This is a genomic window from Streptomyces sp. NPDC002851 (assembly GCF_053591935.1).
In genome coordinates, this window is record NZ_JBSFUT010000001.1 from 82,209 (window position 1) to 108,707 (window position 26,499).

Below are 26,499 nucleotides of genomic sequence, written 5' to 3' on the forward strand. Positions count from 1 at the left end.
GGGCACGCGCGTGATCATCGGGGTGGGGATCGACGTGGCCGAGGTCGACCGGTTCCGGGCGGCCCTGCGGCGGACGCCCGGGATGGCCGAACGGCTCTTCTTGGAGCCGGAGTTGTTCCTGCCGAGCGGTGAGCGCCGTGGCATCGCCTCGCTCGCCGCCCGGTTCGCGGCCAAGGAGGCGATCGCCAAGGCGCTCGGCGCGCCGGGCGGTCTGCACTGGACGGACGCCGAGGTGTACGTCGAGGACAGCGGGCAGCCGCGCCTCCGGGTCACCGGGACCGTGGCGGCCCGGGCGGCCGAACTCGGCGTGCGGAGCTGGCATGTGTCGTTGAGTCATGACGCGGGGGTCGCCTCCGCCGTCGTGATCGCGGAGGGATGAGGCGGCAGCGTGATCGCGGAGGGGTGAGGCTTCGGCGTAGCGTCGTCGTATGCGGACTGCTTTCGATGTCGAGACGGTACGGGCGGCCGAGCGCGCGCTGATGGCGCGGCTCCCCGAGGGGGCCCTGATGCAGCGGGCCGCGGCCGGGCTCGCCGCCGCCTGCGCCGATCTGCTCGGGCGGGTGTACGGCGCCCGGGTCGTGCTCCTGGTGGGCAGCGGGGACAACGGCGGGGACGCGCTGTACGCGGGCGCCCGCCTGGCCCGCCGCGGCGCCGGGGTCGCGGCGGTACTGCTCGCCCCGGAGCGCACCCACGAGGGCGGCCTCAAGGCACTACGGGCGGCGGGCGGCCGGGTATCGGCGGCGCCGGAGCGGGACCTCGCGGCCGCGGACCTGGTCGTGGACGGCATCGTCGGGATCGGCGGCAAGGGCGGCCTGCGGCCCGCGGCGGCCGAACTCGCCCGCGTGGCACGGGAGTCGAGGGCCGCCGTCGTCGCCGTCGACCTGCCGAGCGGCGTCGAGGCGGATACCGGTGAGGTACTCGGCGACGCGGTCCGCGCGGACGCCACGGTGACGTTCGGGACGTACAAGCCGGGACTGCTCGTCGACCCCGCGCGGGAGTACGCGGGGGCGGTGCGGCTCGTCGACATCGGGCTCGAGCTGGGCGGTGGCACGGGTGGTGCGGACGGCTCGTCGGCCGACGGTGGCTCGGACGCTCGTCGTGCGGGCGGCGGGCCTGTCCTTGAGGCCCTGCAGTACGCCGATGTGGCGGGGCTGCTTCCGGTGCCCGGGGCGGAGAGCGACAAGTACCGGCGGGGCGTCGTCGGCATCGCCGCGGGCTCCTCGCGCTATCCGGGCGCGGCGGTGCTCGCGGTCGCGGGGGCGCTGCGCGGCGGCGCCGGGGCCGTGCGGTACGTGGGCCCGGCGGCGGACGAGGTGATCGCCCGCTTCCCGGAGACGCTGGTCTCGGCCGGGCCGCCGCACAAGGCCGGGCGGGTGCAGTCCTGGGTGGTCGGCCCGGGGCTCGGTGACGATGCGGATCGCGTCCGGGACGTCCTGAGGGCGGACGTGCCGGTCCTGATCGACGCCGACGGGCTACGGCTCGCCGACCCGGCGGCGGTACGGGCCCGGACCGCGCCCACCGTCCTGACCCCGCACGCGGGGGAGGCGGCGGCGCTGCTCGGCGTGGAGCGGCGGGAGGTCGAGTCGGGACGGCTCGCGGCGGTGCGGCGGCTCGCCCGGGAGTTCGGGGCGACGGTGCTCCTGAAGGGCTCCACGACGCTGGTCGCGGGGCCGGGCCGGGGCGAGCCGGTGCGGGTCAACCCGACGGGCACGGCGTGGCTGGCCACGGCGGGCAGCGGCGATGTGCTCTCCGGCCTTGCCGGGGCGCTGCTCGCGGCGGGCCTTGGGCCGGTGGACGCGGCGTCCGCGGCGGCGTACCTGCATGGACTCGCGGGACGGCTTGCGGCGGAGGGGGCGCCGGTGGGGGCGTTCGATGTGGCGGAGGCGGTGCGGGCCGCCTGGCGGGAGGTGCGCACCACCAGCCCGTCCGGCGGTTGAGGACGAGCGCGCCCACCCATCCCCAAGCTCTCGACTTCGTTCGAGCAGAGGAGACCCCACCCCCACCACCACCCTCAACCGAGGCGCTACGCGCCACCCCTGGTTCAGCGCGAACGAGTGGGGGTCCGGGGGCGCAGCCCCCAGAGAGGGGCGCTTGGGGGCGCAGCCCCCGGTCGGCAACCGAGCCGACGGCACCGAACTCCGGCGGGGCCGTCAGCGCGGCTCTGAGACACTGGTGGGCGATATGAACGAGACACCGCTGCGCGTCCGCGCCGAGATCGATCTGGCCGCCCTGAGGGCCAACGTCCGATCGCTGCGCGCCCGCGCACCCCGCGCCGCCTTCATGGCCGTGGTGAAGGCCGACGGGTACGGCCACGGGATGCTGCCCTGTGCCCGCGCCGCCCTCCAGGCCGGGGCGACCTGGATCGGCACCGCGACGCCCGAGGAGGCGCTCGCCCTGCGCGCCGCGGGCATCGGCCTCGACCAGGCGCGCGTGCTCTGCTGGCTGTGGACGCCGGGCGGGCCCTGGCAGGCCGCGATCGAGGCGGACATCGAGGTCACGGTCAGCGGCCTCTGGGCGCTGCGCGAGGTCACCGCCGCGGCCCGCGCCGCCGGGCGTACGGCCCGTATCCAGCTCAAGGTCGACACGGGCCTCGGGCGGAACGGCTGCCAGCCCGCCGACTGGCCCGAGCTCGTCGAGGCCGCCCTCAAGGCCGAGGCCGAGGGCACCGTCCAGGTCACCGGCATCTGGTCGCACTACGCCTGCGCGGACGAGCCGGGTCACCCGTCCATCGCCGCCCAGAGCGCGGCCTTCGAGCAGGCCCTGGCGTACGCCGAAGGTGCGGGCCTGTGCCCCGATGTACGGCACATCGCCAACTCTCCGGCGACGCTCACGCTCCCCGACTCGCACTACGACCTGGTGCGCCCCGGCATCGCGATGTACGGCGTCTCGCCGAGCCCCGAGATCGGCACCCCGGCCGACTTCGGGCTGCGCCCCGTGATGACGGTCAGCGCCTCGCTCGCCCTGGTCAAGCACGTGCCCGAGGGGCATGGCGTCAGCTACGGGCACCACTACGTCACCTCGGCCGCCACCACGCTCGGCCTGGTTCCGGCGGGGTACGGCGACGGGCTTCCCCGGCACGCGTCGGGCTCGGCCCCGGTCCTGGTCGGCGGGGCGTGGCGGCGGGCCGCGGGGCGGATCGCGATGGACCAGTTCGTGGTCGACCTGGGCGGGGACGAGCCCGCGGCGGGGGACGAGGCGGTGCTGTTCGGCCCCGGTGACCGGGGCGAGCCGACCGCCGAGGACTGGGCTCGGGCGGCGGACACGATCGCGTACGAAATCGTCACCCGGATCGGCAGCCGCGTCCCGCGCGTCTATGTCAACGTCGACGTCGATGAGCGGCCGTCCGTACCGCACGGCCCGGAGGGCGCGGAGCCGGAGATGCCCGAGTCTTCCGAGCCACCCCAGGCAGGGGAACAGGACCCGACAGCGGTCGGTTGACCATCGCCGAGCGGCGCACGACCCGACAGACCTGACAGGAGCGGTACGTGAGCGAGAGCAGTACGCAGGCCGCCGCGGAGGCGGCACGGGCCGCCGTCTCCGCTGCTTCCTCCGCCTCCCCGGCCGCCGCGAACTGGCGCCGGGCCGGGTTCGCCGGGGCCGCGATAGGGGTCGTCGCCGCGGGCGCCGCGGCCGGCGTCGCCGTCGAGCGGCTCACCGTCGGCCGGGGCATGCGCAGGAAGGCCCGGCTCGCCCTGGACTCCACCGGACCGTACGGCGCCCTGCGCGGCACCCCCGGCACGGCCCTCGCCGACGACGGCACCGAGCTCTACTACGAGGTCGACGAGCCCGAGGAGAACGGCGAGGCAGGCGAGATCGGCGCGGCCCATCGGACCGCCGCGGCGGGCGGCGCCGCGAACCCGACCTCCAAAGCGAAGGGCGGGAAGGGAACGAAGGGCGGAAAGGGAGCGAAGGGCGCAAAGAGCCGCAAGAAAGCCGCCGCCTCCCGCGCCACCGCCCCCCGGCGCCGCCGTCTCTTCGGCCGCCGCACCCCCGCCCCGGTCACCGTCGTCTTCAGCCACGGCTACTGCCTGAGCCAGGACTCCTGGCACTTCCAGCGCGCCGCCCTGCGCGGTGTGGTCCGTACCGTCCACTGGGACCAGCGCAGCCACGGCCGCTCCGACCGCGGCAAGTCCCAGGCGGAGAACGGCACTCCGGTCGACATCGACCAGCTCGGCCGGGACCTCAAGGCGGTCATCGACGCGGCGGCGCCGACCGGCCCGCTGGTCCTCGTCGGTCACTCGATGGGGGGAATGACGGTGATGGCGCTCGCCGCCCAGTTCCCCGAGCTGATCCGCGACCGCGTCGCCGGGGTCGCCTTCGTCGGTACGTCGTCGGGGCGGCTCGACGAGGTCAGCTACGGCCTGCCGAGCGCGGGCGTCAACGCGGTGCGGCGGGTGCTGCCCGGTGTGCTGCGGGCGCTCGGCTCCCGGGCGGAGCTCGTGGAGCGTGGGCGGCGGGCCACGGCGGATCTGTTCGCGGGCGTCATCAAGCGGTACTCGTTCGCGTCCCGGGACGTGGACCCGGCGGTGGCGCGGTTCGCGGAGCGGCTGATCGAGTCGACGCCGATCGATGTGGTCGCGGAGTTCTATCCGGCGTTCGCCGAGCACGACAAGGCCGCGGCCCTGACGTACTTCACCGGCCTGCCCGTGCTCGTCCTGGCCGGGGAGAAGGACCTGGTGACGCCGAGCGAGCACAGCGAGGCGATCGCGGACCAGCTGCCGGACGCCGAGCTGGTGCTCGTCCCGGACGCCGGGCACCTGGTGATGCTCGAGCACCCGGAGGTGGTCACGGACCGTCTCGCGGACCTGCTCGTCCGGGCGAAGGACCAGGCCCGCGACGCCGTCTAGGGAGTGTCTTGCGGATCACGATCCGTACCGTCGGCTCGGGTGCCGTCACCTGGGGGCTTCGCCCCCAGACCCCCTTTCGCCCCTGAACGGGGCTCGTCCTCAAACGCCGGACGGGCTGGTTGGGGGCCGCCCCGGCCCCGATCCCGTCAGCCCCCGCCGCAGCGCTACCGTGGCGGTTATGGAAGCACCGCACATCCCGGCCCCCGCCCCCGGCACCCAGCCGGTCCCGAACGTCGCTCTCACCGTCAACTCCCCGGAACAGATGAAGGAGTTGGGCCGCCGCCTGGCCAAGCTGCTCCGCCCCGGCGATCTCGTGATGCTCAACGGCGAGCTGGGCGCGGGCAAGACCACGCTGACCCGTGGACTCGGCGAGGGCATGGACGTGCGCGGCGCCGTCACCTCGCCGACCTTCGTGATCGCCCGGGTGCACCCCGCGCTCGGCGACGGGCCGCCGCTGGTGCACGTGGACGCGTACCGCCTCGGCGGCGGGCTCGACGAGATGGAGGACCTGGACCTCGATGTGTCGCTGCCCGAATCGGTGATCGTCGTGGAGTGGGGCGAGGGCAAGGTCGAGGGCCTGTCCGACGACCGGCTCGAGGTCGTGATCCACCGGGCCACCGGGGACACCGACGACGAGACACGGCAGGTCACCGTCACCGGCCTCGGCGCCCGCTGGTCCGACGCGGACCTCTCGCCGCTGGCCGCCTGAGCCCGTACGACAGCGCCGGACGCCCGCCCGCGCGAAAGCCCGTAGGTACGCCCCGTACGCACCCCGCGTGCCCCCGTACGTACGTTTCTCCCAACTTTCCGACAGCACGTCGGCAAATTGTTGCGCCGCCGACGGCTGCCGTGGTCACATGGTAGCGAAGCCAGGTTAGGTCAACCTAACCACGCCTGATCTCGGAGCTCGGGAGGCACCATGTCGGCGCCGGAACGTGAGGCCAAGACGCAAGCGCTGTCGATGAGTGAGCTGCTGGCGTCCTGCGCCGCCGCGCACGCCGTCTCGACGCCACCGAGCCGACCCGAGCCCCGGAGCAAAGTCCCGGCCGTACCCGTACCGCCCAAGGAAAAGCCGCACCGCGACGCGGCATGAGCCGACGCGGCACGCGTGAGGAAACGCCAGGGGTTACGGAACGACGACGACCTTCATGCCGACCGTCGCGAACTCCCACATCGCCAGACCGTCCTCGCGGGTCTCCCGGATACCACCGGTCTTCTGCGTCGGGTCCGGCTTGGGCGTGGCGCCGTCGGCGGCCGCGCTGAACCCGATCGTCACCCCGTCGACGCTGGTGAACCGTACGACATGCTCGATCGGCACCCCATCCGATCCGGTGACCGAACCGGACCGCGTGCTGACGGAGTAGCGGCCCGGCTTCGGGTCGACGGTGGACGGCATCACCTTGAAGGTGCGCTTGGTCTTGCCGTTCGCGCCGATGAGCCACACGCGGTTGTCGCCGAGCGCGTACACGACCCGCTTGCCGCTGCCCGATCCGGCCGGGATCGCGGTCGGGTCGCTCTTCTTCTTGGGCGCGCTCGGGGCGGTGGCGGCCGGGTTCTTCTTGGGCTTGGCGAGGCTGTCGGGGACGTTGGCCGACGCCTGGTACGCGAGGAAACCGACCGCCGCGAGGGCCGCCGCCGTGAGCCCGGCCACGAATCCCGAGCTGCTCCGTGCCACCGGTCTCCACCCTTCGTATGCATGACCCCGTACGGATCGCGTAAGTCGGACCCGCTACGGATCCTGTACGACTATGTACGCCTCAGGGCGACGGTAGCAGCAGGTGTACGGCCCGTTCGGGCAGCGTGCCACGGGCGTGCACGCCGTAGGCTGTTCGTGTGCTCTTGCTCGCTCTCGATACCGCAACGCCCGCCGTCACCGCGGCCCTGCACGACGGCACCTCCGTCATCGCCGAGTCCCACCAGGTCGACGCCCGCAGACACGGGGAGCTGCTGCTCCCCGCCGTCCACCAGGTGCTCGCCGAGGCGGGCCGGAAGCTCGACGCCGTGACCACGGTCGTGGCGGGCGTCGGCCCCGGGCCCTACACCGGCCTGCGCGTCGGCCTGATGACGGCCCAGACCTTCGGCTCCGCCCTCGGCGTGCCGGTGCACGGCATCTGCACCCTCGACGGACTCGCCTACGCCTCCGGCCTGACCGGCGACTTCGTGGTCGCCACGGACGCCCGCCGCAAGGAGGTCTACTGGGCCCGCTACAGCGGTCCACGGGCCCGGGTGAGCGAACCGGCCGTAGACCGGCCCGCGGAGCTGCCCGCCGAGGTCGCCGCGCTGCCCGCGGTCGGCGCGGGCGCGCTGCTCTACCCCGGCACGTTCACGGACGCGCGCGGTCCCGAGCACGTCTCGGCCGCCGCCCTCGCCTCGCTCGCGGCCGAGCGCCTCGCGGCCGGTGAGCAGCTGCCCGAGCCGCGGCCGCTGTATCTGCGCCGCCCGGACGCGCAGGTCCCCAAGAACTACAAGGTGGTCACGCCCAAGTGAGCACCGGGCCCGAGGAGCGGGCGTGCGGGTACGCCCTGCGGGAGATGCGCTGGTGGGACATCGAGCCCGTGATGGCGCTCGAACGCGCGCTGTTCCCCGAGGACGCCTGGTCGCGGGGGATGTTCTGGTCCGAACTCGCCCATGCGCGCGGCCCGTCGGCCACCCGCCGCTATGTCGTCGCCACCGACCCGAAGGACGGCGACCGCCTGGTGGGCTACGCCGGGCTCGCCGCCATCGGCAGGGTCGGCGACGTCCAGACCATCGCCGTGGCCCGCGAGCACTGGGGCACCGGGCTCGGCGCCGCACTCCTCACCGACCTCCTCCGGCACGCCACCGCCTTCGACTGCACGGAGGTGCTGCTCGAAGTGCGGGTCGACAACACCCGGGCGCAGAAGCTCTACGAACGCTTCGGCTTCGAGCCGATCGGCTTCCGGCGCGGCTACTACCAGCCGGGGAACGTGGACGCCCTGGTGATGCGCCTCGCCGACCCGGCCCGTCCGGCCCACCCCGAACCAGCACAAGGAACCTGAAGACCATGCCTGACTCCCGCGACGAGCCGCTCGTTCTGGGCATCGAGACCTCCTGTGACGAGACCGGCGTCGGCATCGTCCGCGGCACCACGCTGCTCGCGGACGCGGTCGCCTCCAGCGTCGACGAGCACGCGCGCTTCGGCGGCGTGGTGCCCGAGGTGGCGTCCCGCGCCCACCTGGAGGCGATGGTGCCGACCATCGAGCGCGCCCTGAAGGACGCCGGTGTCACCGCGCGTGACCTCGACGGCATCGCGGTCACCGCGGGCCCCGGCCTCGCGGGCGCGCTCCTCGTCGGCGTATCGGCGGCGAAGGCGTACGCGTACGCCCTGGGCAAGCCGCTGTACGGCGTGAACCATCTGGCCTCGCACATCTGCGTCGACCAGCTGGAGCACGGCGCGCTGCCCGAGCCGACGATGGCGCTGCTCGTCTCCGGCGGCCACTCCTCGCTGCTTCTCTCCTCGGACATCACCTCGGACGTACGGCCGATGGGCTCGACCATCGACGACGCCGCGGGCGAGGCGTTCGACAAGATCGCCCGGGTCCTGAACCTCGGTTTCCCCGGCGGCCCGGTCATCGACCGGTACGCGCGCGAGGGCGACCCGGAGTCGATCGCGTTCCCGCGCGGCCTCACCGGGCCGCGCGACCCGGCGTACGACTTCTCCTTCTCGGGTCTGAAGACCTCGGTCGCGCGCTGGATCGAGGCCAAGCGGAATGCGGGCGAGGACGTTCCGGTACGCGATGTGGCGGCCTCCTTCCAGGAGGCGGTCGTCGACGTCCTGACCCGCAAGGCGGTACGGGCCTGCCGGGACGAGGGCATCGACCACCTCATGATCGGCGGCGGGGTGGCCGCCAACTCGCGGCTGCGGGCGCTCGCGCAGGAGCGGTGCGAGAAGTACGGCATCCGGCTCCGGGTGCCGCGCCCCAAGCTCTGCACGGACAACGGCGCGATGGTCGCGGCCCTCGGTGCTGAGATGGTGGCCCGAGGGCGTGCCGCCTCGGACTGGGACCTGCCCGCGGACTCTTCGCTTCCGGTGACGGAGCCGCACGTGCCGGGCAAGGGGCAGGGGCCTGTGCACGGCCACAGCCACTCCCACGACCACGTGCACGAGGTGGCGAAGGACAACCTGTACTCATGAGGCTGTACTGATGAGGGTCACGCTGATGTGGGAGGCCCGGGCCATGGAGGGCCGCGGTCCCGAACTCCTCGCGTGGGCGCGGGAACAGCGGCTCGGCGCGGCCCCGCTGCGCCGGGAGACCTTCGCGGCCACGGAGGACCGGGTTCTGGTCCTCACCTGGTGGGACGCGCCCGCCCTCGACGCCGAGCTGCCCGAACTCCCGGAGCCGCCGGAGGGGTTGGCGCGGCGGGCGGTGCATCGGTGGCGGTTCGAGTCGGTGGGCGTGGATTAACGGCTCTTAAGGGGCGTGGCGGTAGCGGCTCCTACTTCTGTACCGGCCGCTACTTCTTTTGTACCGGCCGTTACTTCTCCACCGGCCGCCCGACCAGCACCGTCGGCGCCCCCGCCACCCGCGTCAGAAACACCGTCGCGGAGTGCGGCCCCGCCAACTTCATCTTCCGCCGCAACTCCTCCGGCTCCACGGCCGACCCCCGCTTCTTCACGGTCAGCACCCCCACCTCCCGCTCCCGCAGCAGCGCCTTCAACTTCTTCATGTTGAAGTGGAGTTGATCGGTGATCTCGTACGCCGTGGCGAACTCCGTCGCGTGCAGCTCGTCGCTCGTGACGTACGCGATCGTCGGGTCGACCAGACCGCCGCCGACCTCCTGCGCGACCTCGGCGACCAGATGCGCCCGGATGACGGCGCCGTCCGGCTCGTACAGATAACGCCCCACGGGCCGCGGCTCGGGGTCGGGCAGCCTGGCCGAGGGTGTTGCCCGCAGCGTGGTGTCCGCGGGCAGCAGCGTGGCGCTGACGGCGCCGTGCTCGATGCCCTCGCCGAACCACAGCACCGCCTCCTTCACGTCGCCCCCGTCCGAGATCCACTCGGCCTCGGCGTCCTCGGGCACCACCTCGTGCGGGATGCCGGGGGCGATCTTCAGGGCGGCGTGCGGGGCCCGGCGGGCGGCCTCGATCGCCCAGGACAGGGGCGGCGAGTACGCCTCGGGGTCGAACACCCGCCCGCCCGTCGCCCGGCCACCACCCCTCATCGACGCGCTCCGCGCGCCCCCCGCTGTCGCGCGGCCGCCGCCGCGCCGCGCGGGGTCCACGAACACCGCGTCGTACCCCGCGACCTCCACGTCCGCGACCTCGGCGCAGTGCACCTCGATCAGGTCTTCCAGGCCGAGCGCGGCGGCGTTGGCCCGTGTCACCGCGCAGGTCAGCGGGTCCCGGTCGACCGCGAGCACCGCGATTCCGGCCCGCGCGAGGGCGACCGCGTCGCCGCCGATGCCGCAGCACAGATCGGCCAGGCGCCGTACGCCCAGGTCCGTGAACCGCCGTGCGCGGTACGCCGCGACGCTCGCCCGGGTGGCCTGCTCGACCCCGTTCGGCGTGAAGAACATCCGTCCGGCGTCGGCGGCGCCGAACTTCGCGGCGGCCCGTTGCCGCAGCCGGGCCTGGCCGAGCGCGGCGGAGACCAGGTCGGCCGGGTGGTCGCGGCGCAGCCGGGTGGCGAGGGCGAGCTCCTGCGCGGGGTCGTAGTCCCGCAGCTCGGCGAGGAGCGCGCGCCCCTCGTCGGTGAGCAGGGCGGAGAAGGAGTCGAGGTCGTTCACCGGGCCATTGTCTGCCAGCTGATGGTCACCGGGCGATGTCGGCCAGTCGGTGGATCGTGCGCGCGCGGCGGCGGTGTCGTCCGTTTCGCGGCGCCCCGCGCTGACAGGATCCGGCACCATGCAACTAGTAGGACAAAACGACAAATTTTTCGGGAGTCGGTCACGGCGTACGGGATCCCGTTGCCGCACCACCCGTCAGGCCCGGGTCGGCCTCGCTCTCCTGACCGCCACCGCCCTGGCCGCAGGCTGCGCGGGCGGCGGCGAACCGGACGACGAGGTCAAGTCCGCCGCAGGTCACCAGGGTGCGGAGCAGGCGGCCAAGCTGGCCGAGCAGCGCGCCGTGGCGCACGCCAAGCGGGTCGCGGCGGTCAAGCGCTGGGGTGTCGCCAAGATGCCGCTGACCCCGCCCGAACCCCCCGAGAAGAAGCCGCGGATCACCACCCGCAAGGGCTTCGAGGTCCAAGGTCAGAAGGCTTTGGGCCTGCCGCCGGTCTTCACGACGGTCCCCACCAAGGACAAGGTCGTCTTCCTGACCATCGACGACGGCGCCGAGAAGGACCCGAAGTTCCTGAAGATGATGAAGGAACTGAACATCCCCTATAGCGCCTTCCTCAGCGATTACCTGATCAAGAAGGACTACGGCTATTTCAAGAAGATGCAGGACGCGGGCGTCGTCCTGCACAACCACACGCTCAACCACCGCTATCTGCCCGCCCTTTCGTACGCGCAGCAGAAGAAGCAGATCTGCGGCATGCAGGACGTCATGGAGAAGCGCTACGGCAAGCGGCCCGAGCTGTTCCGCCCGCCGTACGGCAACTACAACCGCGACACCCTCAAGGCCGCCAAGGCGTGCGGCATCAAGGCGGTGCCGCTGTGGAACGCCGAGGCGTTCCCGAAGCGCATGGACTGGCGGGAGTGGGACCGCGACCTGCACCCGGGCGACATCATCCTCACCCACTTCCGGGGCAAGGAGGACTGGAAGGGCTCCATGCCCGACATGATCCGTCGGCTGCTGAAGACGGTGACGGACAAGGGGTACGCGATCGCACGGCTCGAGGACTATCTGTGACCGGGGAACGACCGGGGGGAGGCGGTGAGTTCCCGGGATTCAGCGGTACGCGGGTGAGGGGGCGGCGACGATGAGGTGGGCGCACCGGCTCGTCGCCGGGGTCCTCGTGGGCGGTGCGCTCGTCCTCTCCGGGTGCGCGGAGTCGGTCGACCCCATCGAACGCCTTCGCAGAAAGGCCGCGGAGAAGCCCGAGACGGTCGATACGGAGGCCGGGGCACGGGCTGGGGACGAGGCCGGGGCACGGGCCGGGGACGAGGTCGGAGCGTGGGCCGGGGCGCAGGGCGAGAAGGTGTCCGCCGCCACGTACCGCCGCTGGGGCCTGACCGAGCCGCTGCGCCGCCCACCCGCGCCGCCCACCCGCAAGAAGCGGCCGCGGGCCGCGGGTCCGGGGCTTGCGGCGGTGGTGGACCGGGTGCCGACCCGGGACAAGGTCGTCTTTCTGACCTTCGACGACGGTGCCGAGCGCGATCCGCGATTCGTGCGGATGGTGCGGGAACTGCGGCTTCCGGTGAGCATGTTCCTGACGGACAGCGTGGTCGGGCCCGGCTATGCGCACTTCGGGAAACTGCGCTCGGTGGGGGCGACGGTGCAGAACCATACGCTCGACCACCCCTATATGCCCGGCCTCTCCTATGAAGGGCAACGCTGGGAGATCTGCGGCCAGCAGGAGAAGCTCGAGGAGCGCTTCGGGGTGCGCCCGAGGCTCTTCCGGCCGCCGTACGGCGAGTACAACGACGACACGCTGCGGGCCGCCGCCGACTGCGGGCTGGACGCGGTGGTGCTGTGGCGCGCCTCGATGCAGATCAAGGACCTGCGGTACGCGGAGGGACGCCGACTGCGCCCGGGCGACATCATCCTGGCCCACTTCCGGGGCCCCGACGAGCTGCGCGGCGCCTCGCTCACCGAGATGACGGCCCGGATGCTCCGCCGTATCCAGACGCAGGGCTTCGCGGTGGCGCGCTTGGAGGACTACCTCTGAGGGGCCGACTTACTGCACCCGTTAAACCGGTTACACCGGTTACGCGCTGCATCGGTTCAAGCCCCGCACCGGTTGGACGGGTTACGTATCCGACCGCAGGGCCGCCTCCCGGTGCCGCCCCGCGCTGTCGCTGATCCGTAGCAGCAGCGCGATCATCACCCAGTTCGCGACCAGCGAGGAACCGCCCTTCGCCAGGAACGGCAGCGCCTTGCCGGTGAGCGGAATGAGCCCCATCACGCCGCCCGCGACCACGAACACCTGCAGCATCAGGGCCGCCGCGAGCCCGGCAGCGAGCAGCTTGCCGAAGGGGTCCCTGGCCAGGATGGAAGTGCGGAGCCCGCGCTGCACCAACAGGGCGTACAAGAGAAGCACCCCCATCAGCCCGGCGAGCCCCAACTCCTCGCCGACCGTGGTCAGGATGAAGTCGCTGCGCCCGGCGAAGCCGATCAGCTCGGGATGCCCCTGGCCGAGCCCGGTGCCGGTGAGGCCGCCGCTGCCGAGGCTCATCAGGGCCTGGGCCGCCTGGTCGGAGATGAGCCCCGGCGGCCGCTGCGCTTCCGGAAGGTAGATCGCGAACGGGTCGAGCCACGCCTGTACCCGGCCCTTGACGTGCGGCTGTGTCGAGCCGACGGCGAGCGCCCCGACCACGGCCATGCCCAGACCGCAGACGATCCAACTGGTGCGCTCCGTCGCGACGTACAGCATCACCACAAAGAGCCCGAAGAAGATCAGCGACGTGCCCAGATCGCGCTCGAAGACAAGCACGAGCAGGCTGATCGCCCAGATCGTGAAGATCGGCCCGAGCTGCCGCCCCGGCGGCAGCCGCACCCCGAACAGCTTGCGGCCGGTCAGCGCGAGCGAGTCCCGGTTGACCGTCAGATAGCCGGCGAAGAACACCGCGATCATCAGCTTCACGAACTCGCCCGGCTGGAAGGAGAGCGAGCCGAGGTAGATCCAGCGCTTGGCGCCGTAGGTGTCGCCGGGAAAGAAGGCCGGTGCCATGAGCAGCACCAGGGCGACGGCCATCGTCAGATAGATGTAGCGCTGAAGCCGCCGGTGATCGCGCAGCACCACCAGGGCGCCGATGCAGATCGCGACGCCGATCACGGACCAGAGCAGCTGCCCGCCCGCGGTGGGCGCCGCGTTCTTGAACTTCTCGGCGTACGTGGCGTCCAGGCGGTGCAGGAGTACGAGACCGAGCCCGGTGAGCAGGGTCGCCACGGGCAGGATCAGCGGGTCGGCGTACGGGGCGAAGCGGCGTACCGCCAGATGGGCGGCGAGCGCGAGCAGCGTCAGGCTGGCGGCGAACTGGGCCAGGTTCACGGGCAGTTGGCCCTGGGTGGCGAACCCCACGCAGGCGTGCCCGAAGGCGGTGATCAGCACGGTGAGCGCGAGCAGCAGCGCCTCGGTCCGCCGGTGTGCGAGCGCGGCAGGGGTGGAATGGGAGGAGCGGGTGGAGCGGGAGACGCTCGCCGAGGCGGGCGCGTCCGCCGCATCCTGTCCGATCTGCCCCGCTATGCGCTGCGCTATCGCCATATGCAGGATGACGTAGAGATACGTCGTGCGGTTCCGGCGTGCACTCCTGGGTCGGTCGGTCTCGTGGACGCCACTTGCCGGTGAATTGGCACTCCGCTTGACCGAGTGCTAATCGCAGTCATAGTCTCGGCTTGGCACTCCCCAGTGGAGAGTGCCAACACAGCGACGGGCAGGTCCGGCACCCGCGACGACGGATCCACCTGGTCGCCACCTCAGACAGTTAACCCCGTGAGATCTCCGAAGGGGGAGGTCGGATCGTGACGACCGCCAGCTCCAAGGTTGCCATCAAGCCGCTCGAGGACCGCATTGTGGTCCAGCCGCTCGACGCCGAGCAGACCACGGCCTCTGGCCTGGTTATTCCGGACACTGCCAAGGAGAAGCCCCAGGAGGGCGTCGTCCTGGCCGTGGGCCCGGGCCGCTTCGAGAACGGCGAGCGTCTGCCGCTCGACGTGAAGACCGGCGACGTCGTGCTCTACAGCAAGTACGGCGGCACCGAGGTGAAGTACAACGGCGACGAGTACCTCGTCCTCTCGGCCCGCGACGTGCTCGCGATCGTCGAGAAGTAATTCACTTCGAAGCTCCACAGGCTTCTGTACTGCGCCCCTGGTCCCCGCGAATTTCACATTGCCGGGTGGCAGGGGCGCAGTTCATTTTGAGAGGACTTGAGAAAGCTCCATGGCGAAGATCCTGAAGTTCGACGAGGACGCCCGTCGCGCCCTTGAGCGCGGCGTCAACAAGCTTGCCGACACCGTCAAGGTGACGATCGGCCCCAGGGGCCGGAACGTCGTCATCGACAAGAAGTTCGGCGCCCCCACCATCACCAACGACGGCGTCACGATCGCGCGCGAGGTCGAGGTCGACGACCCGTACGAGAACCTCGGCGCCCAGCTGGTGAAGGAGGTGGCGACCAAGACCAACGACATCGCGGGTGACGGCACCACCACCGCCACCGTGCTCGCCCAGGCCCTGGTCAAGGAGGGCCTGCGGAACGTCGCCGCCGGCGCCTCCCCGGCCGCCCTGAAGAAGGGCATCGACGCCGCGGTCAAGGCCGTCTCGGACGAGCTGCTCGCCACCGCGCGTCCGATCGAGGAGAAGTCCGACATCGCCGCCGTGGCCGCGCTGTCCGCCCAGGACCAGCAGGTCGGCGAGCTCATCGCCGAGGCCATGGACAAGGTCGGCAAGGACGGTGTCATCACCGTCGAGGAGTCCAACACCTTCGGTCTGGAGCTGGACTTCACCGAGGGCATGGCCTTCGACAAGGGCTACCTGTCGCCGTACATGGTGACCGACCAGGAGCGTATGGAGGCCGTCCTCGACGACCCGTACATCCTGATCCACCAGGGCAAGATCTCCTCCATCCAGGACCTGCTTCCGCTCCTGGAGAAGGTCATTCAGGCCGGTGGCTCCAAGCCGCTCCTGATCATCGCCGAGGACGTCGAGGGCGAGGCCCTGTCGACCCTGGTCGTGAACAAGATCCGCGGCACCTTCAACGCCGTGGCCGTCAAGGCCCCCGGCTTCGGCGACCGTCGTAAGGCGATGCTCGGCGACATGGCCACCCTCACCGGTGCCACCGTCATCGCCGAGGAGGTCGGCCTCAAGCTCGACCAGGCCGGTCTCGACGTGCTCGGCACCGCCCGCCGCGTCACCATCACCAAGGACGACACCACCATCGTCGACGGCGGCGGCAACGCCGAGGACGTGCAGGGCCGCGTCGCCCAGATCAAGGCCGAGATCGAGACCACGGACTCCGACTGGGACCGCGAGAAGCTCCAGGAGCGCCTCGCGAAGCTGGCCGGCGGCGTGTGCGTGATCAAGGTCGGCGCCGCCACCGAGGTGGAGCTGAAGGAGAAGAAGCACCGTCTGGAGGACGCCATCTCCGCGACCCGCGCCGCGGTCGAGGAGGGCATCGTCTCCGGTGGTGGCTCCGCGCTCGTCCACGCCGTGAAGGTCCTCGAGGGCAACCTCGGCAAGGAGGGCGACGAGGCCACCGGTGTCGCCGTCGTCCGCAAGGCCGCCGTCGAGCCGCTCCGCTGGATCGCCGAGAACGCCGGCCTCGAGGGCTACGTCATCGTGTCCAAGGTCGCCGAGCTCGAGAACGGCAGCGGCTACAACGCCGCCACCAGCGAGTACGGCGACCTGGTCAAGGCCGGCGTCATCGACCCGGTCAAGGTCACCCGCTCCGCCCTGGAGAACGCCGCCTCCATCGCCTCCCTGCTCCTCACGACCGAGACCCTGGTCGTCGAGAAGCCGGCCGAGGACGAGCCCGAGGCGGGCCACGGTCACGGCCACGGCCACGCCCACTGACGCCTGACGTCTTCCCGAAGGCCCGGCACCCCACAGGGGGTTGCCGGGCCTTCGCCTTTCGCACGCCCCGGGCACCCGCTGCGGGACTTACCCGGCCGACCGCACCGCACCCGGAGTCCACGTCACCGTGGGTCTAGGGGGTGTCTCCCCGATCTTGGCGGGCCCGCGACGCCTGGCACGGCACCTCGCCGCACAGCCGAATCACCCACGTACGCCCAGTACGAGGCCGATCCGGCCGCACATCGATGCACCGATGCACCGATATACCGATGTACCGATGTACCGATGCACCGCACCAACTGCATCCATCAGCCGCTCCGCGGCGGGCGCAGGCTGATCCGCAAAGATCGGAGAGACACCCCTAGGGCCGGTCTGGGCGCCCTGCCGGGCCGTCCGGGCCGAAACCGGTCCGGACCGGGCGGGGTTCGGCTACGGCACCCTGCCCCGCCACCCCGGATGCGGCGAGAAGGCATGCTGTGGTTGTCGGCGGCATTCTTGCCCGGACGGCCAAGTCGCCCTGACCGTCGTTGCGTACCAGCCGCCCGGCCGCCCCGGCCCCGCCCCGGCCGCCCCGGCCGCCTGGTACGCCCGCGTCGTCGGCCCGCTGCCCCGGCTCTTCCAGCGTTGCTACGCCCGCCGCTGCGGCCGCTCACTGCGGGCCGTATTTGCGTCCCGTCCGTGACGTGATGCCACCGAGCAGCCCTCGCGGCACCACCTTCACCACGCCCAGCATCGCCTTGTAACGCGGGTCCGGAACCGACAGCGACTTCCCGCGCGCCAGGTCCGAGAGCGCGGCCGCCACCAACTTGTCGGCGTCCAGCCACATCCACTTGGGGATGTTGTCCGTCCCCATCCCGGCCCGCTGGTGGAACTCCGTACGCACGAACCCCGGGCACAGCGCCATCAACCGCACCCCCGACCCGACCAGATCCTTCGCCGCGCCCTGCGTGAACTGCACGACCCACGCCTTCGAGGCCCCATAGGTCCCCCGTGGCACGAACGCCGCCACCGAGGCCACATTGATCACCCCGCCGCGCCCGCGCTTCCGCATCCCCGGGACCGCCGCCGACGTCAGCCGCAGCACCGCCTCGCAGTGCACCTTGAGCATGGTCAGCTCGTCGTCCATCGGGACTTCGAGGTACTGGCCCTTGTTGCCGAACCCGGCGTTGTTGACCAGCAGGTCCACCGGGTTCCGGCCGTCGCCGAGGCGCTCCTCGACCGCCGCGATGCCCTCTTCCGTCGCCAGATCGGCGATCAGCACCTCCGCCTCGATGCCGTGCCGGTCGTGCAGTTCGGTCGCCTGCTCCCGCAGCCGCTTGGCATTGCGCGCCACGAGTACCAGGTTGTGGCCGTCGGCGGCCAGGCGGCGGGCAAAGGCGGAGCCGATGCCCGCGGTCGATCCCGTAATCAGAGCCGTAGTCATGGACCAAGGCTAGTGACTGCCGTGGCCACCGCCGTGCCCGGACGGTATGCCCGCCTTGCCTCCCTTCTCGACGATCACGAACTGTCCCATCATCGCCAGATCCTCATGGAACAGCAGGTGACAGTGGTACATATACGGGGTGTCCGGGTCGGCCGGCCCGTCGAACCGCATCACCAGCCTCACCGTCGCACCGCCCGGCACGAACACCGTGTCCTTGGCCCCGCGCAACGAGGGCGGCGGAGCCTGGCCGTTGACCTCGAGGACCCGGAACTGCACGTCGTGCACATGGAAGTTGTGCGGCGTCCCGTCGTCGTTGCGCACGGTCCAGATCTCCTCGGTGCCGCGCACCACCGTCTCGTCGACGCGCCCCATGTCCATCGGACGCCCGTTGATCCCCGCCATCGTCAGCCCGAAGTGCCGCCCGTGTACGGCCTCCTTCCCGTCCGGTATCTCCAAGTCGCCCAGCTTCCCGGGTAGTTCCGGTGACCGGCGCAGCCGATCCTTGGCCCGCAGTTCCAGTACGTCGAAGGAGTCGTCGCCCCCATGGAACCGATGGGCCCAGGCGTCTCCGTAGTTGTCCTGCGGGAAGCTGCGCAGTACTGACCGCTCGCCCGGCCGCATCCGCACCACGATCTCGGCCCGTTCACCCGGCGACAGTTGTATTCGGTCCATGGACACCGGCTTCTCGAGCAGCCCGCCGTCGGTGCCTATCAGCGTGAAGCCCTTGTCGGAGAAGCCGAAGGAATAGATGCGTGCGGTCGAGGCATTCAGGAGGCGCAGCCGGACCAGCTCGTCGCCGACCTCCTGGTACGGATCCAGCGTGCCGTTGACCATGGTCCGGTCGCCCAGGAAGCCGGTCGACCGCATCATGCCGTGGCCGTGGTCGAACTTTGCGCCGTCGAACCGCACGTCTTGCACGATTACGGGGAGGTCGTCGACGCCGTACCGCTCGGGCAGTGGCAGTCCGGACGCCTTGGCGTCGTCGAGGATGAACATCCCTGCCAGGCCGCGCTGCACATGCTGCTCGGTCCTGCCGTGCGGATGCGGGTGGTACCAGAGCGTCGCGGCCGGTTGGTCGATCCGCCACTGCGGGGTCCAGGTGTCGCCCGGCCGCACCGTATGGTGCGGGCCGCCGTCCATCTTCGCGGGCAGGTGCATGCCGTGCCAGTGCACGGTGGACGCCTCGTCGAGGCCGTTGGAGACCCGGACCCGGACCTTCTCGCCCCGCTTGGCGCGCAGCGTCGGCCCCAGATAGTCGCCGTTGAACCCCCAAGTGGGCGTCCTCTGCCCGTCCTTGAACTCCTTCTCACCCGCCCGTATCCGCAGGTCGAACACCCGGGTGCCGTCCTTGTCGACCTCGGACTCGGCCAGCGGCGGCACCGCGAGCTCATTGCGGAAGGCCGCCGTCCCGACCGTGCTGACCTCGGCGGTCGTCCACAGCCAGGCGAACCCGCCGCCGAGCGCCGCGACGACCACGCCCACGACCACCCCGAGGGTGATGAGGACCCGCTTGCCCCGGCGCCTGCCGACGCGCTTGCCACCTGTTTCCGCCATGCCTCGACGATCGCGGCGGAAGCCGGGCCGCAGAATCGGGAAATGCCCTGACCCGGCCCCGATTCGACCCCTACGGGGCGAGGCGCTCAGCCCCCGAACTTCTCGGCGTACTCCCGCGCTTGAGCAAGTGTCTCGGGGTGCAGCGCCTCGCCCGCCACCAGCAGGTCCGGCAGCAGTGCGCGTTCCGTCGTGACCGCCCTGAACTGGAGCGCCACGGTGACCTCGTGGTCCGGCACGTGCACCACCTCGATCGCGTCGCCGGCCCTGATCTCACCCGGTTCCACGACCCTGAGATACGCGCCGGGCGCGCCTTGCCGCGTGAACCGCTTCACCCACCCCTTCTCGCCCAGGTGGCCCGCGAACGTACGGCACGGGATGCGGGACGAGGTCACCTCCAGGACGACCTCCCCGCCGATCCGCCAGCGCTCGCCGATCCGCGCGCCGCTGACGTCGACCCCCGACGTCGTCAGGTTCTCGCCGAACGCGCCGCTGGCCAGCGACCGCCCCAACTCGCGCTCCCAGCCGTCCAGATCCTCGCGGGCGAAGGCGTAGACGGCCTGGTCGTCGCCGCCGTGGTGGCGCAGGTCGCCGATCTTGTCGCCGACCAGGCCGCTGCCGCCGGTGCCCTTCGGCCCGGGCGCCGTGACCCTGACGGCCCCCTCGACCGGCCGCTTGTCGATGCCGGTGCCGCCCGACGGGGCGTCGGTGTATTCGACGGCCTGGTGCCGTCCCAGATTTACGGAGAGAAGCTTCATGCCCGCACGCTAAGCGAGCCACCTCAAAGCGTCGACCCAATATTCGCCTATGTTTACAAGTATCGCTTATGATCGACCCATGATCGAGGCCCGCCATCTCCGTGTGCTCCGCGCCGTGGCCGCCACCGGCTCCTTCTCCGCCGCGGCCCGCGAACTGGGCTGCACCCAGCCGGCCGTGAGCCAGCAGATGAAGGCGCTCGAGCAGTCCACCGGCACCCCACTGCTCATCCGTACCGGCCGCGAAATGCGCCTGACGCAGGCGGGCGAGGCCCTGGTCCGGCACGCCACCGGCATCCTCGCCGGGCTGACCGCCGCCGAGGAGGAGGTCGCGGCGATCGCCGGGCTGCGGGCGGGCCGGGTACGCCTCGTCTCCTTTCCCAGCGGCAGCTCCACACTGGTGCCGACCGCGCTGGCCACCCTGCGTGCCGCCCATCCCGGCACGCGCGTCTCGCTCGTCGAGGCGGAGCCGCCCCGCTCCGTGGAGATGCTCCGCGAGGGCGACTGCGACGTGGCGCTTGCCTTCCGGTACGAGGGCGCGAGCGCCACGGAGGAGTGGAGCGACCTCGTCGTCCGCCCGCTGCTCGCCGACCGTCTCGTCGGCCTGGTCCCGGAGGGGCACCGGCTCGCCGGGGCCGGATCCGTCGCCATCGGTGAATTCGCCGACGAGCCTTGGATCGCGGGCTGTCCGCGCTGCCGCAGGCAGTTGGTCGAGGTCTGCGAGAGCGCCGGGTTCGTGCCGCGCATCGACTTCGCCACCGACGACTACCCGGCGGTGATCGGCCTGGTCGGCGCCGGCCTGGGCGTCGCGGTACTGCCCGAGCTCGCCCTCGAGTCGGTACGCGCCAAGGGCGTCCGTGCGGTGGCGGTGGAGCCGGCCGTGCGCCGCGAGATCGTCGCGCTCACCCTTCCCGACCTGGCCCAGGTTCCCGCGGTGGCGGCCACGCTCGACCGGCTCGGGGACGCCGCGACCCGCTGAGCCTCCGGACACCCGTACGCCGCCGGAGTTCGGCGGCGTACGGGAAGACGTATGAAGAAACGTTCCTTCAAGGGTGTGATGCGGCTTCGGCTAGTGCCGGGCCCCGGCTGTGGATGCCGTTGACGTCGCGGCCCCCGCGGTGACGAGCCGGTTGCGGGCCCGGCCCATGAGCTCCTCGCGCTCATCCTCGGTCAGACCGCCCCAGACGCCGTACGGCTCCCGCACGGCGAGCGCGTGCGCGGCGCACTCCGCGCGCACCGGGCACCGCATGCACACCTCTTTGGCCGAGTTCTCGCGGGCGCTGCGTGCGGCACCCCGTTCGCCCTCCGGGTGGAAGAAGAGCGAGCTGTCGACCCCGCGGCAGGCTGCGAGCAGCTGCCAGTCCCACAGATCGGCGTTCGGTCCGGGAAGGCGGGAGAAATCTGCCATTGCTGTGTCCCCTTGCATCCGTGGTAGCGGACTCGGTGCCCATGACCGTACATCTACTGTCGGAGTAGATGAAAATATTACTCATGGCGAATCTAGCTACAGACACCTAGAAAAGGGAAGAAAAGGCGCTAAATGGGGCATAGCTCCAGGCAAAGCTCCGGTGATCTGCGGGTGCCTGTGCTGTGTTCGCGCCCTCACGTAGAGTGCCGAAGGTGGCCGTCCGACCCGTAACTCTTTCGGGTGACCGTCGTTGAGAGTGCGGAGGCGGTTGAAAACGTAAGCGCTCGGGCAGATGTCCGAGGGCGTCAATCGCACAGGTGACGATTCGTACCAGCCTGGAGGCTCAAGGTGACGCGCATCAGCTGCGGAGGGCGGCCATGACATCCGTCCTCGTCTGCGACGACTCCCCGCTTGCCCGAGAGGCGCTCCGCCGCGCGGTCGCGACCGTGCCCGGCGTCGAGCGAGTGACGACGGCGGCCAACGGCGAGGAAGTCCTCCGCCGCTGGGGCGCCGACCGCTCGGACCTGATTCTGATGGACGTACGCATGCCCGGCCTGGGCGGCGTCGAGACGGTCCGGCGGCTTCTTTCCGCCGATCCCGGTGCGCGCATCATCATGCTCACCGTCGCCGAGGATCTCGACGGTGTCGCGCTCGCCGTGGCCGCCGGCGCCCGCGGTTATCTGCACAAGGACGCCTCGCGCGCCGAACTGCGGGCGACCGTCACGCAGGCGCTCGCCGACCCGACCTGGCGGCTCGCCCCGCGTCGGCTGCGCTCGGCCGAGATGGGTGCCGCACCGACGCTCACCGCGCGTGAGATCCAGGTGCTCGAGGGCATGAGTCACGGCCGGTCCAACGCCGAGATCGGGCGCGAGCTGTTCCTCTCCGAGGACACGGTCAAGACGCACGCGCGCAGGCTCTTCAAGAAGCTGGGCGCCTCGGACCGGGCGCACGCCGTCGCGCTCGGCTTCCGCTGGGGCCTGGTTCGGTAGGGGTGCGCCGCCGCTGGGATTCCGTGACTTTCGCGACTCCCGCCCGCCGTTGTGCGGGCGGGGCGGGGAATACCCGGCGGCCCAGGCCCCGTCGCCAGACGCCGCCGGGCCGCCCTCTGGGCGACGACGGAAGCCCGTCGACAGGACCTGGTCCCCGGTTTGCCGCGCGATGCCGCATCCTTGAGGTGTGGAGTTCCTCGGGGACGAGTCGATCGAGCGGGAGGGGAGGGCGCAGGAGATGAGTTCCGGCGCACCTGCTCATAACGCTTCGGTGCACAACTATGGACGCGGTGCCACGGACCGTTCGGCGCCAAGGCACCATGGACCGATGCGTGACGACGAGGCTGCCGCTGCTCAGGGGGTCATCGCTGCCCTCGTCCAGCGCGCCGTCGAGGGCGATGAGCAGGCCACGCACGATCTCCTGGCCCATGTTCACCCGCTCGCGCTGCGCTACTGCAGAACGCGCCTGTCCCGACTGCCGGGTGACGCACGGCACTTCGTGGAGGACCTGGCCCAAGAGGTCTGTGTCGCCGTACTCCTCGCGCTGCCTCGGTACAAGGACACCGGGCGCCCCTTCGAGGCGTTCGTCTTCGCCATCGCCGGGCACAAGGTCGCCGATCTGCAGCGGGCCGCGATGCGTCACCCGGGCTCCACGGCCGTGCCGTCCGACGAGATGCCGGAGCGGCCCGACGACTCGCTCGGTCCGGAGGAGCAGGCGCTCCTGAGCAGTGACGCCGCCTGGGCCAAGAAGCTCCTCGCCAACCTGCCGCAGAACCAGCGCGAGCTGCTGCTGCTGCGCATCGCCGTCGGCCTCACCGCCGAGGAGACCGGGCAGATGCTGGGGATGTCCCCGGGCGCGGTCCGGGTCGCCCAGCACCGCGCGCTGAGCCGGTTGCGCGCCCTCGCTGAGCAGTGACCCGGTGCTGCGGCGTCGTAGGAACGCACGAAGATAGCGATCCGCGGTGATGCGATCGTGGAATGAAGCACCTCCGCGGGCCGTTAGCATGGTGGTCCGCGCCTGGCAAGAGCATTGGGGAAGGTGTCATGAGTGACTACGTCGACGGAGCACCCGAGAAATTCGCGATGCTCGGGCTGACATACGACGACGTCCTGCTACTGCCGGGCGCCTCCGAAGTACTGCCGAACAAGGTCTCCACCGCCTCCCGCGTCACGCGGAACGTGTCGGTGAACGTACCGCTGCTCTCCGCCGCGATGGACAAGGTCACCGAGGCGCGGATGGCCATCGCCATGGCTCGCCAGGGCGGCGTCGGCGTACTGCACCGCAACCTCTCCATCGAGGACCAGGCCAACCAGGTCGATCTGGTCAAGCGCTCCGAGTCCGGCATGGTGACCGACCCGATCACGGTCTCGCCGGACGCGACGCTGCGCGAGGCCGACGAGCTGTGCGCCAAGTTCCGCATCAGCGGCGTCCCGGTCACCGACCCCGCGGGCAAGCTGCTCGGCATCGTCACCAACCGCGACATGGCCTTCGAGCTGGACCGCTCCCGCCAGGTCCGTGAGGTCATGACCCCGATGCCGCTGGTCACCGGGAAGGTCGGCATCTCCGGCGAGGACGCCATGGAGCTGCTGCGCCGCCACAAGATCGAGAAGCTGCCGCTGGTCGACGACTCCGGTGTGCTCAAGGGCCTCATCACGGTCAAGGACTTCGTGAAGGCCGAGCAGTACCCGAACGCCGCGAAGGACGCCGAGGGCCGGCTCGTCGTCGGCGCCGCGGTGGGCGTCGGTGACGAGGCGTACGACCGGGCGCAGGCGCTTGTCGAGGCCGGTGCGGACTTCCTCGTCGTGGACAGCGCGCACGGCCACAGCCGCGGCATCCTCGACATGATCGCCAAGCTGAAGAGCAACATCCGGGTCGAGATCGTGGGTGGCAACGTCGCCACGCGGGACGGCGCGCAGGCCCTCATCGACGCGGGTGTCGACGGCGTCAAGGTGGGCGTCGGGCCCGGTTCCATCTGCACCACGCGCGTGGTGGCCGGCATCGGCGTACCGCAGGTGACCGCGATTTACGAGGCCGCGAAGGCGTGCGGTCCCGCAGGGGTGCCGCTGATCGGCGACGGCGGTCTCCAGTACTCCGGTGACATCGCCAAGGCCATCGCGGCCGGTGCCGACACGGTGATGCTCGGCTCGCTGCTCGCGGGCTGCGAGGAGTCGCCGGGCGAGATGGTCTTCATCAACGGCAAGCAGTTCAAGTCGTACCGCGGCATGGGATCGCTCGGCGCGATGCAGTCGCGCGGCCAGGCCAGGTCCTTCTCCAAGGACCGCTACTTCCAGGACAACGTCCTCTCCGAGGACAAGCTGGTGCCCGAGGGCATCGAGGGTCAGGTGCCCTACCGGGGCCCGCTCTCCTCGGTCGCGCACCAGCTCGTGGGCGGTCTGCGGGCCTCCATGGGGTACGTCGGCGCGGCGGACATCCCGGAGCTGAAGGACAAGGGCCGGTTCGTGCGGATCACCGCCGCCGGTCTCAAGGAAAGCCACCCGCACGACGTCTCGATGACGGTCGAGGCGCCGAACTACAACCGCCGCTGAGCGCGCGGTACGTTCGAGGCGTAACGTCTTCAGGCCCGTGGGCAGACGCCCGCGGGCCTTGGCGTGCGTCGGGGATACGTATGCGTCGGGGATACTGGAAGACGCAGACCGGAGAGTGGAAAGGCCCACAACGTGACTGAGATCGAGATCGGGCGCGGCAAGCGCGGCCGCAGGGCGTACGCGTTCGACGACATCGCCATCGTGCCGAGCCGGCGTACGCGGGACCCGAAGGAGGTCTCGATCGCCTGGCAGATCGACGCCTACCGCTTCGAGCTGCCTTTTCTCGCGGCCCCCATGGACTCGGTGGTCTCGCCGCAGACCGCGATCCGCATCGGTGAGCTGGGCGGCCTCGGCGTGCTCAACCTCGAGGGCCTGTGGACCCGGTACGAGGACCCGCAGCCGCTGCTCGACGAGATCGCCGAGCTGGACCCGGAGCACGCGACCCGCCGCCTTCAGGAGATCTACGCCGCGCCGATCAAGGAAGAGCTGATCGGGCAGCGCATCAAGGAGGTGCGCGACTCCGGTGTGATCACCGCCGCCGCGCTCTCGCCGCAGCGCACGGCGCAGTTCTCCAAGGCCGTGGTGGACGCGGGCGTCGACATCTTCGTGATCCGCGGTACGACGGTCTCCGCCGAGCACGTGTCGGGTGCCGCCGAGCCGCTGAACCTCAAGCAGTTCATCTACGAGCTCGACGTGCCGGTGATCGTGGGCGGCTGCGCCACGTACACCGCCGCGCTGCACCTGATGCGTACGGGTGCCGCGGGTGTGCTCGTCGGCTTCGGCGGTGGCGCCGCGCACACCACGCGCAATGTCCTGGGCATTCAGGTGCCGATGGCCACGGCGGTCGCCGATGTGGCCGCGGCGCGGCGGGACTACCTGGACGAGTCCGGCGGCCGGTATGTGCACGTCATCGCGGACGGTGGCGTGGGCTGGTCCGGTGATCTGCCGAAGGCCGTCGCCTGTGGCGCGGACGCGGTGATGATGGGTTCGCCGCTGGCTCGTGCCACGGACGCGCCCGGCAAGGGGCACCACTGGGGCATGGAGGCCGTGCACGAGGACGTGCCGCGCGGCAAGAAGGTGGACCTGGGCACGGTCGGCACCACCGAGGAGATCCTCGCCGGTCCCTCGCACTCGCCCGACGGGTCGATGAACTTCTTCGGCGCGTTGCGCCGTTCGATGGCGACGACCGGGTACAGCGAGCTCAAGGAGTTCCAGCGGGTCGAGGTGACGGTGGCGGACTCGCAGCACCGTCGCTGATTCGTAGCCGTACGGGACACGTACGGACGACGCATCTACAGAAGAAGGGCCGTACCGCGCGCACCGCGGTACGGCCCTTCTTCTGTAGA

27 protein-coding genes are annotated in these 26,499 nt (G+C 71.2%); 20 read left to right on the top strand and 7 right to left on the bottom strand.

Going from position 1 to position 26,499, the window contains the following annotated elements:
• Window positions 1-10: 10 nt before the first annotated feature.
• The 6 genes from ACWD10_RS00470 (at window position 11) to ACWD10_RS00495 (ending at window position 5,940) form a co-directional block, all read left to right on the top strand.
• Window positions 11-379, top strand: a complete 369-nt coding sequence (locus ACWD10_RS00470) for a holo-ACP synthase (protein ID WP_451085368.1) — start codon at window positions 11-13, stop codon at window positions 377-379.
• 49 nt (window positions 380-428) lie between these two features.
• A complete protein-coding gene (locus ACWD10_RS00475; RefSeq protein WP_451085370.1) occupies window positions 429-1,937 on the top strand; it encodes an NAD(P)H-hydrate dehydratase in 1,509 nt (502 codons plus the stop codon).
• 244 nt (window positions 1,938-2,181) lie between these two features.
• Entirely contained in the window at window positions 2,182-3,438 is a 1,257-nt protein-coding gene (alr, locus tag ACWD10_RS00480) for an alanine racemase (protein ID WP_451085372.1), read from the top strand.
• A 47-nt stretch (window positions 3,439-3,485) separates the two neighbouring features.
• Window positions 3,486-4,847 carry an alpha/beta fold hydrolase gene (locus ACWD10_RS00485; protein ID WP_451085374.1) on the top strand — a complete coding sequence of 454 codons (1,362 nt, stop codon included), beginning with the start codon at window positions 3,486-3,488 and terminating at the stop codon, window positions 4,845-4,847.
• Window positions 4,848-5,025: 178 nt separating this feature from the next.
• A complete protein-coding gene (gene tsaE, locus ACWD10_RS00490; RefSeq protein WP_451085376.1) occupies window positions 5,026-5,556 on the top strand; it encodes a tRNA (adenosine(37)-N6)-threonylcarbamoyltransferase complex ATPase subunit type 1 TsaE in 531 nt (176 codons plus the stop codon).
• A gap of 210 nt (window positions 5,557-5,766) precedes the next feature.
• Window positions 5,767-5,940 carry a hypothetical protein gene (locus ACWD10_RS00495; protein WP_451085378.1) on the top strand — a complete coding sequence of 58 codons (174 nt, stop codon included), beginning with the start codon at window positions 5,767-5,769 and terminating at the stop codon, window positions 5,938-5,940.
• 33 nt (window positions 5,941-5,973) lie between these two features.
• On the opposite strand, the gene ACWD10_RS00500 is transcribed toward ACWD10_RS00495, so the two are convergent.
• Window positions 5,974-6,522, bottom strand: a complete 549-nt coding sequence (locus tag ACWD10_RS00500) for a hypothetical protein (protein WP_451085380.1) — start codon at window positions 6,520-6,522, stop codon at window positions 5,974-5,976.
• 158 nt (window positions 6,523-6,680) lie between these two features.
• Here ACWD10_RS00500 and tsaB point away from each other — a divergent pair, with 158 nt between their 5' ends.
• From tsaB to ACWD10_RS00520, 4 genes are read left to right on the top strand one after another with little or no spacing between them, the layout of a single operon-like run.
• Entirely contained in the window at window positions 6,681-7,334 is a 654-nt protein-coding gene (gene tsaB, locus ACWD10_RS00505; RefSeq protein WP_451085382.1) for a tRNA (adenosine(37)-N6)-threonylcarbamoyltransferase complex dimerization subunit type 1 TsaB, read from the top strand.
• Window positions 7,335-7,378: 44 nt separating this feature from the next.
• Window positions 7,379-7,864, top strand: a complete 486-nt coding sequence (gene rimI, locus ACWD10_RS00510) for a ribosomal protein S18-alanine N-acetyltransferase (protein ID WP_451085861.1) — start codon at window positions 7,379-7,381, stop codon at window positions 7,862-7,864.
• A gap of 5 nt (window positions 7,865-7,869) precedes the next feature.
• Window positions 7,870-9,000, top strand: coding sequence for a tRNA (adenosine(37)-N6)-threonylcarbamoyltransferase complex transferase subunit TsaD (gene tsaD / locus ACWD10_RS00515; protein ID WP_451085384.1), 1,131 nt, complete (start codon window positions 7,870-7,872; stop codon window positions 8,998-9,000).
• Window positions 9,001-9,010: 10 nt separating this feature from the next.
• Entirely contained in the window at window positions 9,011-9,271 is a 261-nt protein-coding gene (locus ACWD10_RS00520) for a hypothetical protein (protein ID WP_451085386.1), read from the top strand.
• Between the two features lie 70 nt (window positions 9,272-9,341).
• Here ACWD10_RS00520 and ACWD10_RS00525 read toward each other — a convergent pair whose 3' ends face one another.
• Window positions 9,342-10,592 carry a class I SAM-dependent methyltransferase gene (locus ACWD10_RS00525; protein ID WP_451085388.1) on the bottom strand — a complete coding sequence of 417 codons (1,251 nt, stop codon included), beginning with the start codon at window positions 10,590-10,592 and terminating at the stop codon, window positions 9,342-9,344.
• A gap of 118 nt (window positions 10,593-10,710) precedes the next feature.
• Between ACWD10_RS00525 and ACWD10_RS00530 the strand changes: the two genes are divergently transcribed.
• Together ACWD10_RS00530 and ACWD10_RS00535 are read left to right on the top strand one after the other, a co-directional pair.
• Complete coding sequence (locus ACWD10_RS00530; protein WP_451085390.1) at window positions 10,711-11,661, top strand: polysaccharide deacetylase family protein; 951 nt, start codon at window positions 10,711-10,713, stop codon at window positions 11,659-11,661.
• 70 nt (window positions 11,662-11,731) lie between these two features.
• Entirely contained in the window at window positions 11,732-12,640 is a 909-nt protein-coding gene (locus tag ACWD10_RS00535) for a polysaccharide deacetylase family protein (RefSeq protein ID WP_451085392.1), read from the top strand.
• 81 nt (window positions 12,641-12,721) lie between these two features.
• Here ACWD10_RS00535 and ACWD10_RS00540 read toward each other — a convergent pair whose 3' ends face one another.
• Complete coding sequence (locus ACWD10_RS00540) at window positions 12,722-14,176, bottom strand: FtsW/RodA/SpoVE family cell cycle protein (protein WP_451085394.1); 1,455 nt, start codon at window positions 14,174-14,176, stop codon at window positions 12,722-12,724.
• A gap of 257 nt (window positions 14,177-14,433) precedes the next feature.
• On the opposite strand from ACWD10_RS00540, the gene groES reads away from it, so the two are divergent.
• The 3 genes from groES to ACWD10_RS00555 all read left to right on the top strand — a co-directional run bounded on the left by groES (window position 14,434) and on the right by ACWD10_RS00555 (window position 17,162).
• Window positions 14,434-14,742, top strand: a complete 309-nt coding sequence (groES, locus tag ACWD10_RS00545; RefSeq protein ID WP_451085396.1) for a co-chaperone GroES — start codon at window positions 14,434-14,436, stop codon at window positions 14,740-14,742.
• A 109-nt stretch (window positions 14,743-14,851) separates the two neighbouring features.
• Window positions 14,852-16,480, top strand: coding sequence for a chaperonin GroEL (gene groL / locus ACWD10_RS00550; RefSeq protein ID WP_451085398.1), 1,629 nt, complete (start codon window positions 14,852-14,854; stop codon window positions 16,478-16,480).
• A 346-nt stretch (window positions 16,481-16,826) separates the two neighbouring features.
• Window positions 16,827-17,162, top strand: a complete 336-nt coding sequence (locus ACWD10_RS00555) for a DUF1990 family protein (protein ID WP_451085863.1) — start codon at window positions 16,827-16,829, stop codon at window positions 17,160-17,162.
• On the opposite strand, the gene ACWD10_RS00560 is transcribed toward ACWD10_RS00555, so the two are convergent.
• The 3 genes from ACWD10_RS00560 to ACWD10_RS00570 form a co-directional block, all read right to left on the bottom strand.
• The gene (locus ACWD10_RS00560; RefSeq protein WP_451085400.1) at window positions 17,130-17,903 is read right to left on the bottom strand and encodes an SDR family NAD(P)-dependent oxidoreductase; all 774 of its coding nucleotides are present in this window, start codon (window positions 17,901-17,903) and stop codon (window positions 17,130-17,132) included. The two genes, ACWD10_RS00555 and ACWD10_RS00560, sit on opposite strands and share 33 nt — an antisense overlap.
• Before the next feature lie 9 nt (window positions 17,904-17,912).
• Window positions 17,913-19,457, bottom strand: coding sequence for a multicopper oxidase family protein (locus tag ACWD10_RS00565; RefSeq protein ID WP_451085402.1), 1,545 nt, complete (start codon window positions 19,455-19,457; stop codon window positions 17,913-17,915).
• Window positions 19,458-19,543: 86 nt separating this feature from the next.
• On the bottom strand, window positions 19,544-20,212 hold the full coding sequence (locus tag ACWD10_RS00570; RefSeq protein WP_451085404.1) for an MOSC domain-containing protein: 669 nt from the start codon (window positions 20,210-20,212) through the stop codon (window positions 19,544-19,546).
• A gap of 79 nt (window positions 20,213-20,291) precedes the next feature.
• On the opposite strand from ACWD10_RS00570, the gene ACWD10_RS00575 reads away from it, so the two are divergent.
• The gene (locus ACWD10_RS00575) at window positions 20,292-21,188 is read left to right on the top strand and encodes a LysR family transcriptional regulator (RefSeq protein ID WP_451085406.1); all 897 of its coding nucleotides are present in this window, start codon (window positions 20,292-20,294) and stop codon (window positions 21,186-21,188) included.
• A 90-nt stretch (window positions 21,189-21,278) separates the two neighbouring features.
• Here the strand turns inward: ACWD10_RS00575 and ACWD10_RS00580 are convergent, their stop codons facing one another.
• Entirely contained in the window at window positions 21,279-21,617 is a 339-nt protein-coding gene (locus tag ACWD10_RS00580; protein WP_451085408.1) for a WhiB family transcriptional regulator, read from the bottom strand.
• A 377-nt stretch (window positions 21,618-21,994) separates the two neighbouring features.
• Between ACWD10_RS00580 and ACWD10_RS00585 the strand changes: the two genes are divergently transcribed.
• The 4 genes from ACWD10_RS00585 (at window position 21,995) to ACWD10_RS00600 (ending at window position 26,410) form a co-directional block, all read left to right on the top strand.
• Window positions 21,995-22,606 carry a response regulator transcription factor gene (locus tag ACWD10_RS00585; RefSeq protein WP_003948568.1) on the top strand — a complete coding sequence of 204 codons (612 nt, stop codon included), beginning with the start codon at window positions 21,995-21,997 and terminating at the stop codon, window positions 22,604-22,606.
• 328 nt (window positions 22,607-22,934) lie between these two features.
• Window positions 22,935-23,522, top strand: coding sequence for a sigma-70 family RNA polymerase sigma factor (locus ACWD10_RS00590; RefSeq protein ID WP_451085410.1), 588 nt, complete (start codon window positions 22,935-22,937; stop codon window positions 23,520-23,522).
• 128 nt (window positions 23,523-23,650) lie between these two features.
• Window positions 23,651-25,153, top strand: coding sequence for an IMP dehydrogenase (gene guaB / locus ACWD10_RS00595; RefSeq protein ID WP_451085412.1), 1,503 nt, complete (start codon window positions 23,651-23,653; stop codon window positions 25,151-25,153).
• Between the two features lie 132 nt (window positions 25,154-25,285).
• Entirely contained in the window at window positions 25,286-26,410 is a 1,125-nt protein-coding gene (locus tag ACWD10_RS00600; protein ID WP_451085414.1) for a GuaB3 family IMP dehydrogenase-related protein, read from the top strand.
• The last annotated feature ends 89 nt before the right edge of the window (window positions 26,411-26,499 follow it).

Coding starts and splice junctions, on each gene's coding strand:
- ACWD10_RS00570 (WP_451085404.1), bottom strand. CDS start 20,212: ATGAAGCTTCTCTCCGTAAATCTGGGACGGCACCAGGCCGTCGAATAC.
- rimI (WP_451085861.1), top strand. CDS start 7,379: ATGCGCTGGTGGGACATCGAGCCCGTGATGGCGCTCGAACGCGCGCTG.
- alr (WP_451085372.1), top strand. CDS start 2,182: ATGAACGAGACACCGCTGCGCGTCCGCGCCGAGATCGATCTGGCCGCC.
- ACWD10_RS00590 (WP_451085410.1), top strand. CDS start 22,935: ATGCGTGACGACGAGGCTGCCGCTGCTCAGGGGGTCATCGCTGCCCTC.
- ACWD10_RS00495 (WP_451085378.1), top strand. CDS start 5,767: ATGTCGGCGCCGGAACGTGAGGCCAAGACGCAAGCGCTGTCGATGAGT.
- ACWD10_RS00540 (WP_451085394.1), bottom strand. CDS start 14,176: ATGGCGATAGCGCAGCGCATAGCGGGGCAGATCGGACAGGATGCGGCG.
- ACWD10_RS00530 (WP_451085390.1), top strand. CDS start 10,711: ATGCAACTAGTAGGACAAAACGACAAATTTTTCGGGAGTCGGTCACGG.
- ACWD10_RS00565 (WP_451085402.1), bottom strand. CDS start 19,457: ATGGCGGAAACAGGTGGCAAGCGCGTCGGCAGGCGCCGGGGCAAGCGG.
- ACWD10_RS00575 (WP_451085406.1), top strand. CDS start 20,292: ATGATCGAGGCCCGCCATCTCCGTGTGCTCCGCGCCGTGGCCGCCACC.
- ACWD10_RS00535 (WP_451085392.1), top strand. CDS start 11,732: ATGAGGTGGGCGCACCGGCTCGTCGCCGGGGTCCTCGTGGGCGGTGCG.
- ACWD10_RS00585 (WP_003948568.1), top strand. CDS start 21,995: ATGACATCCGTCCTCGTCTGCGACGACTCCCCGCTTGCCCGAGAGGCG.
- guaB (WP_451085412.1), top strand. CDS start 23,651: ATGAGTGACTACGTCGACGGAGCACCCGAGAAATTCGCGATGCTCGGG.
- tsaE (WP_451085376.1), top strand. CDS start 5,026: ATGGAAGCACCGCACATCCCGGCCCCCGCCCCCGGCACCCAGCCGGTC.
- tsaD (WP_451085384.1), top strand. CDS start 7,870: ATGCCTGACTCCCGCGACGAGCCGCTCGTTCTGGGCATCGAGACCTCC.
- ACWD10_RS00520 (WP_451085386.1), top strand. CDS start 9,011: ATGAGGGTCACGCTGATGTGGGAGGCCCGGGCCATGGAGGGCCGCGGT.
- groL (WP_451085398.1), top strand. CDS start 14,852: ATGGCGAAGATCCTGAAGTTCGACGAGGACGCCCGTCGCGCCCTTGAG.
- ACWD10_RS00560 (WP_451085400.1), bottom strand. CDS start 17,903: ATGACTACGGCTCTGATTACGGGATCGACCGCGGGCATCGGCTCCGCC.
- ACWD10_RS00580 (WP_451085408.1), bottom strand. CDS start 21,617: ATGGCAGATTTCTCCCGCCTTCCCGGACCGAACGCCGATCTGTGGGAC.
- ACWD10_RS00475 (WP_451085370.1), top strand. CDS start 429: ATGCGGACTGCTTTCGATGTCGAGACGGTACGGGCGGCCGAGCGCGCG.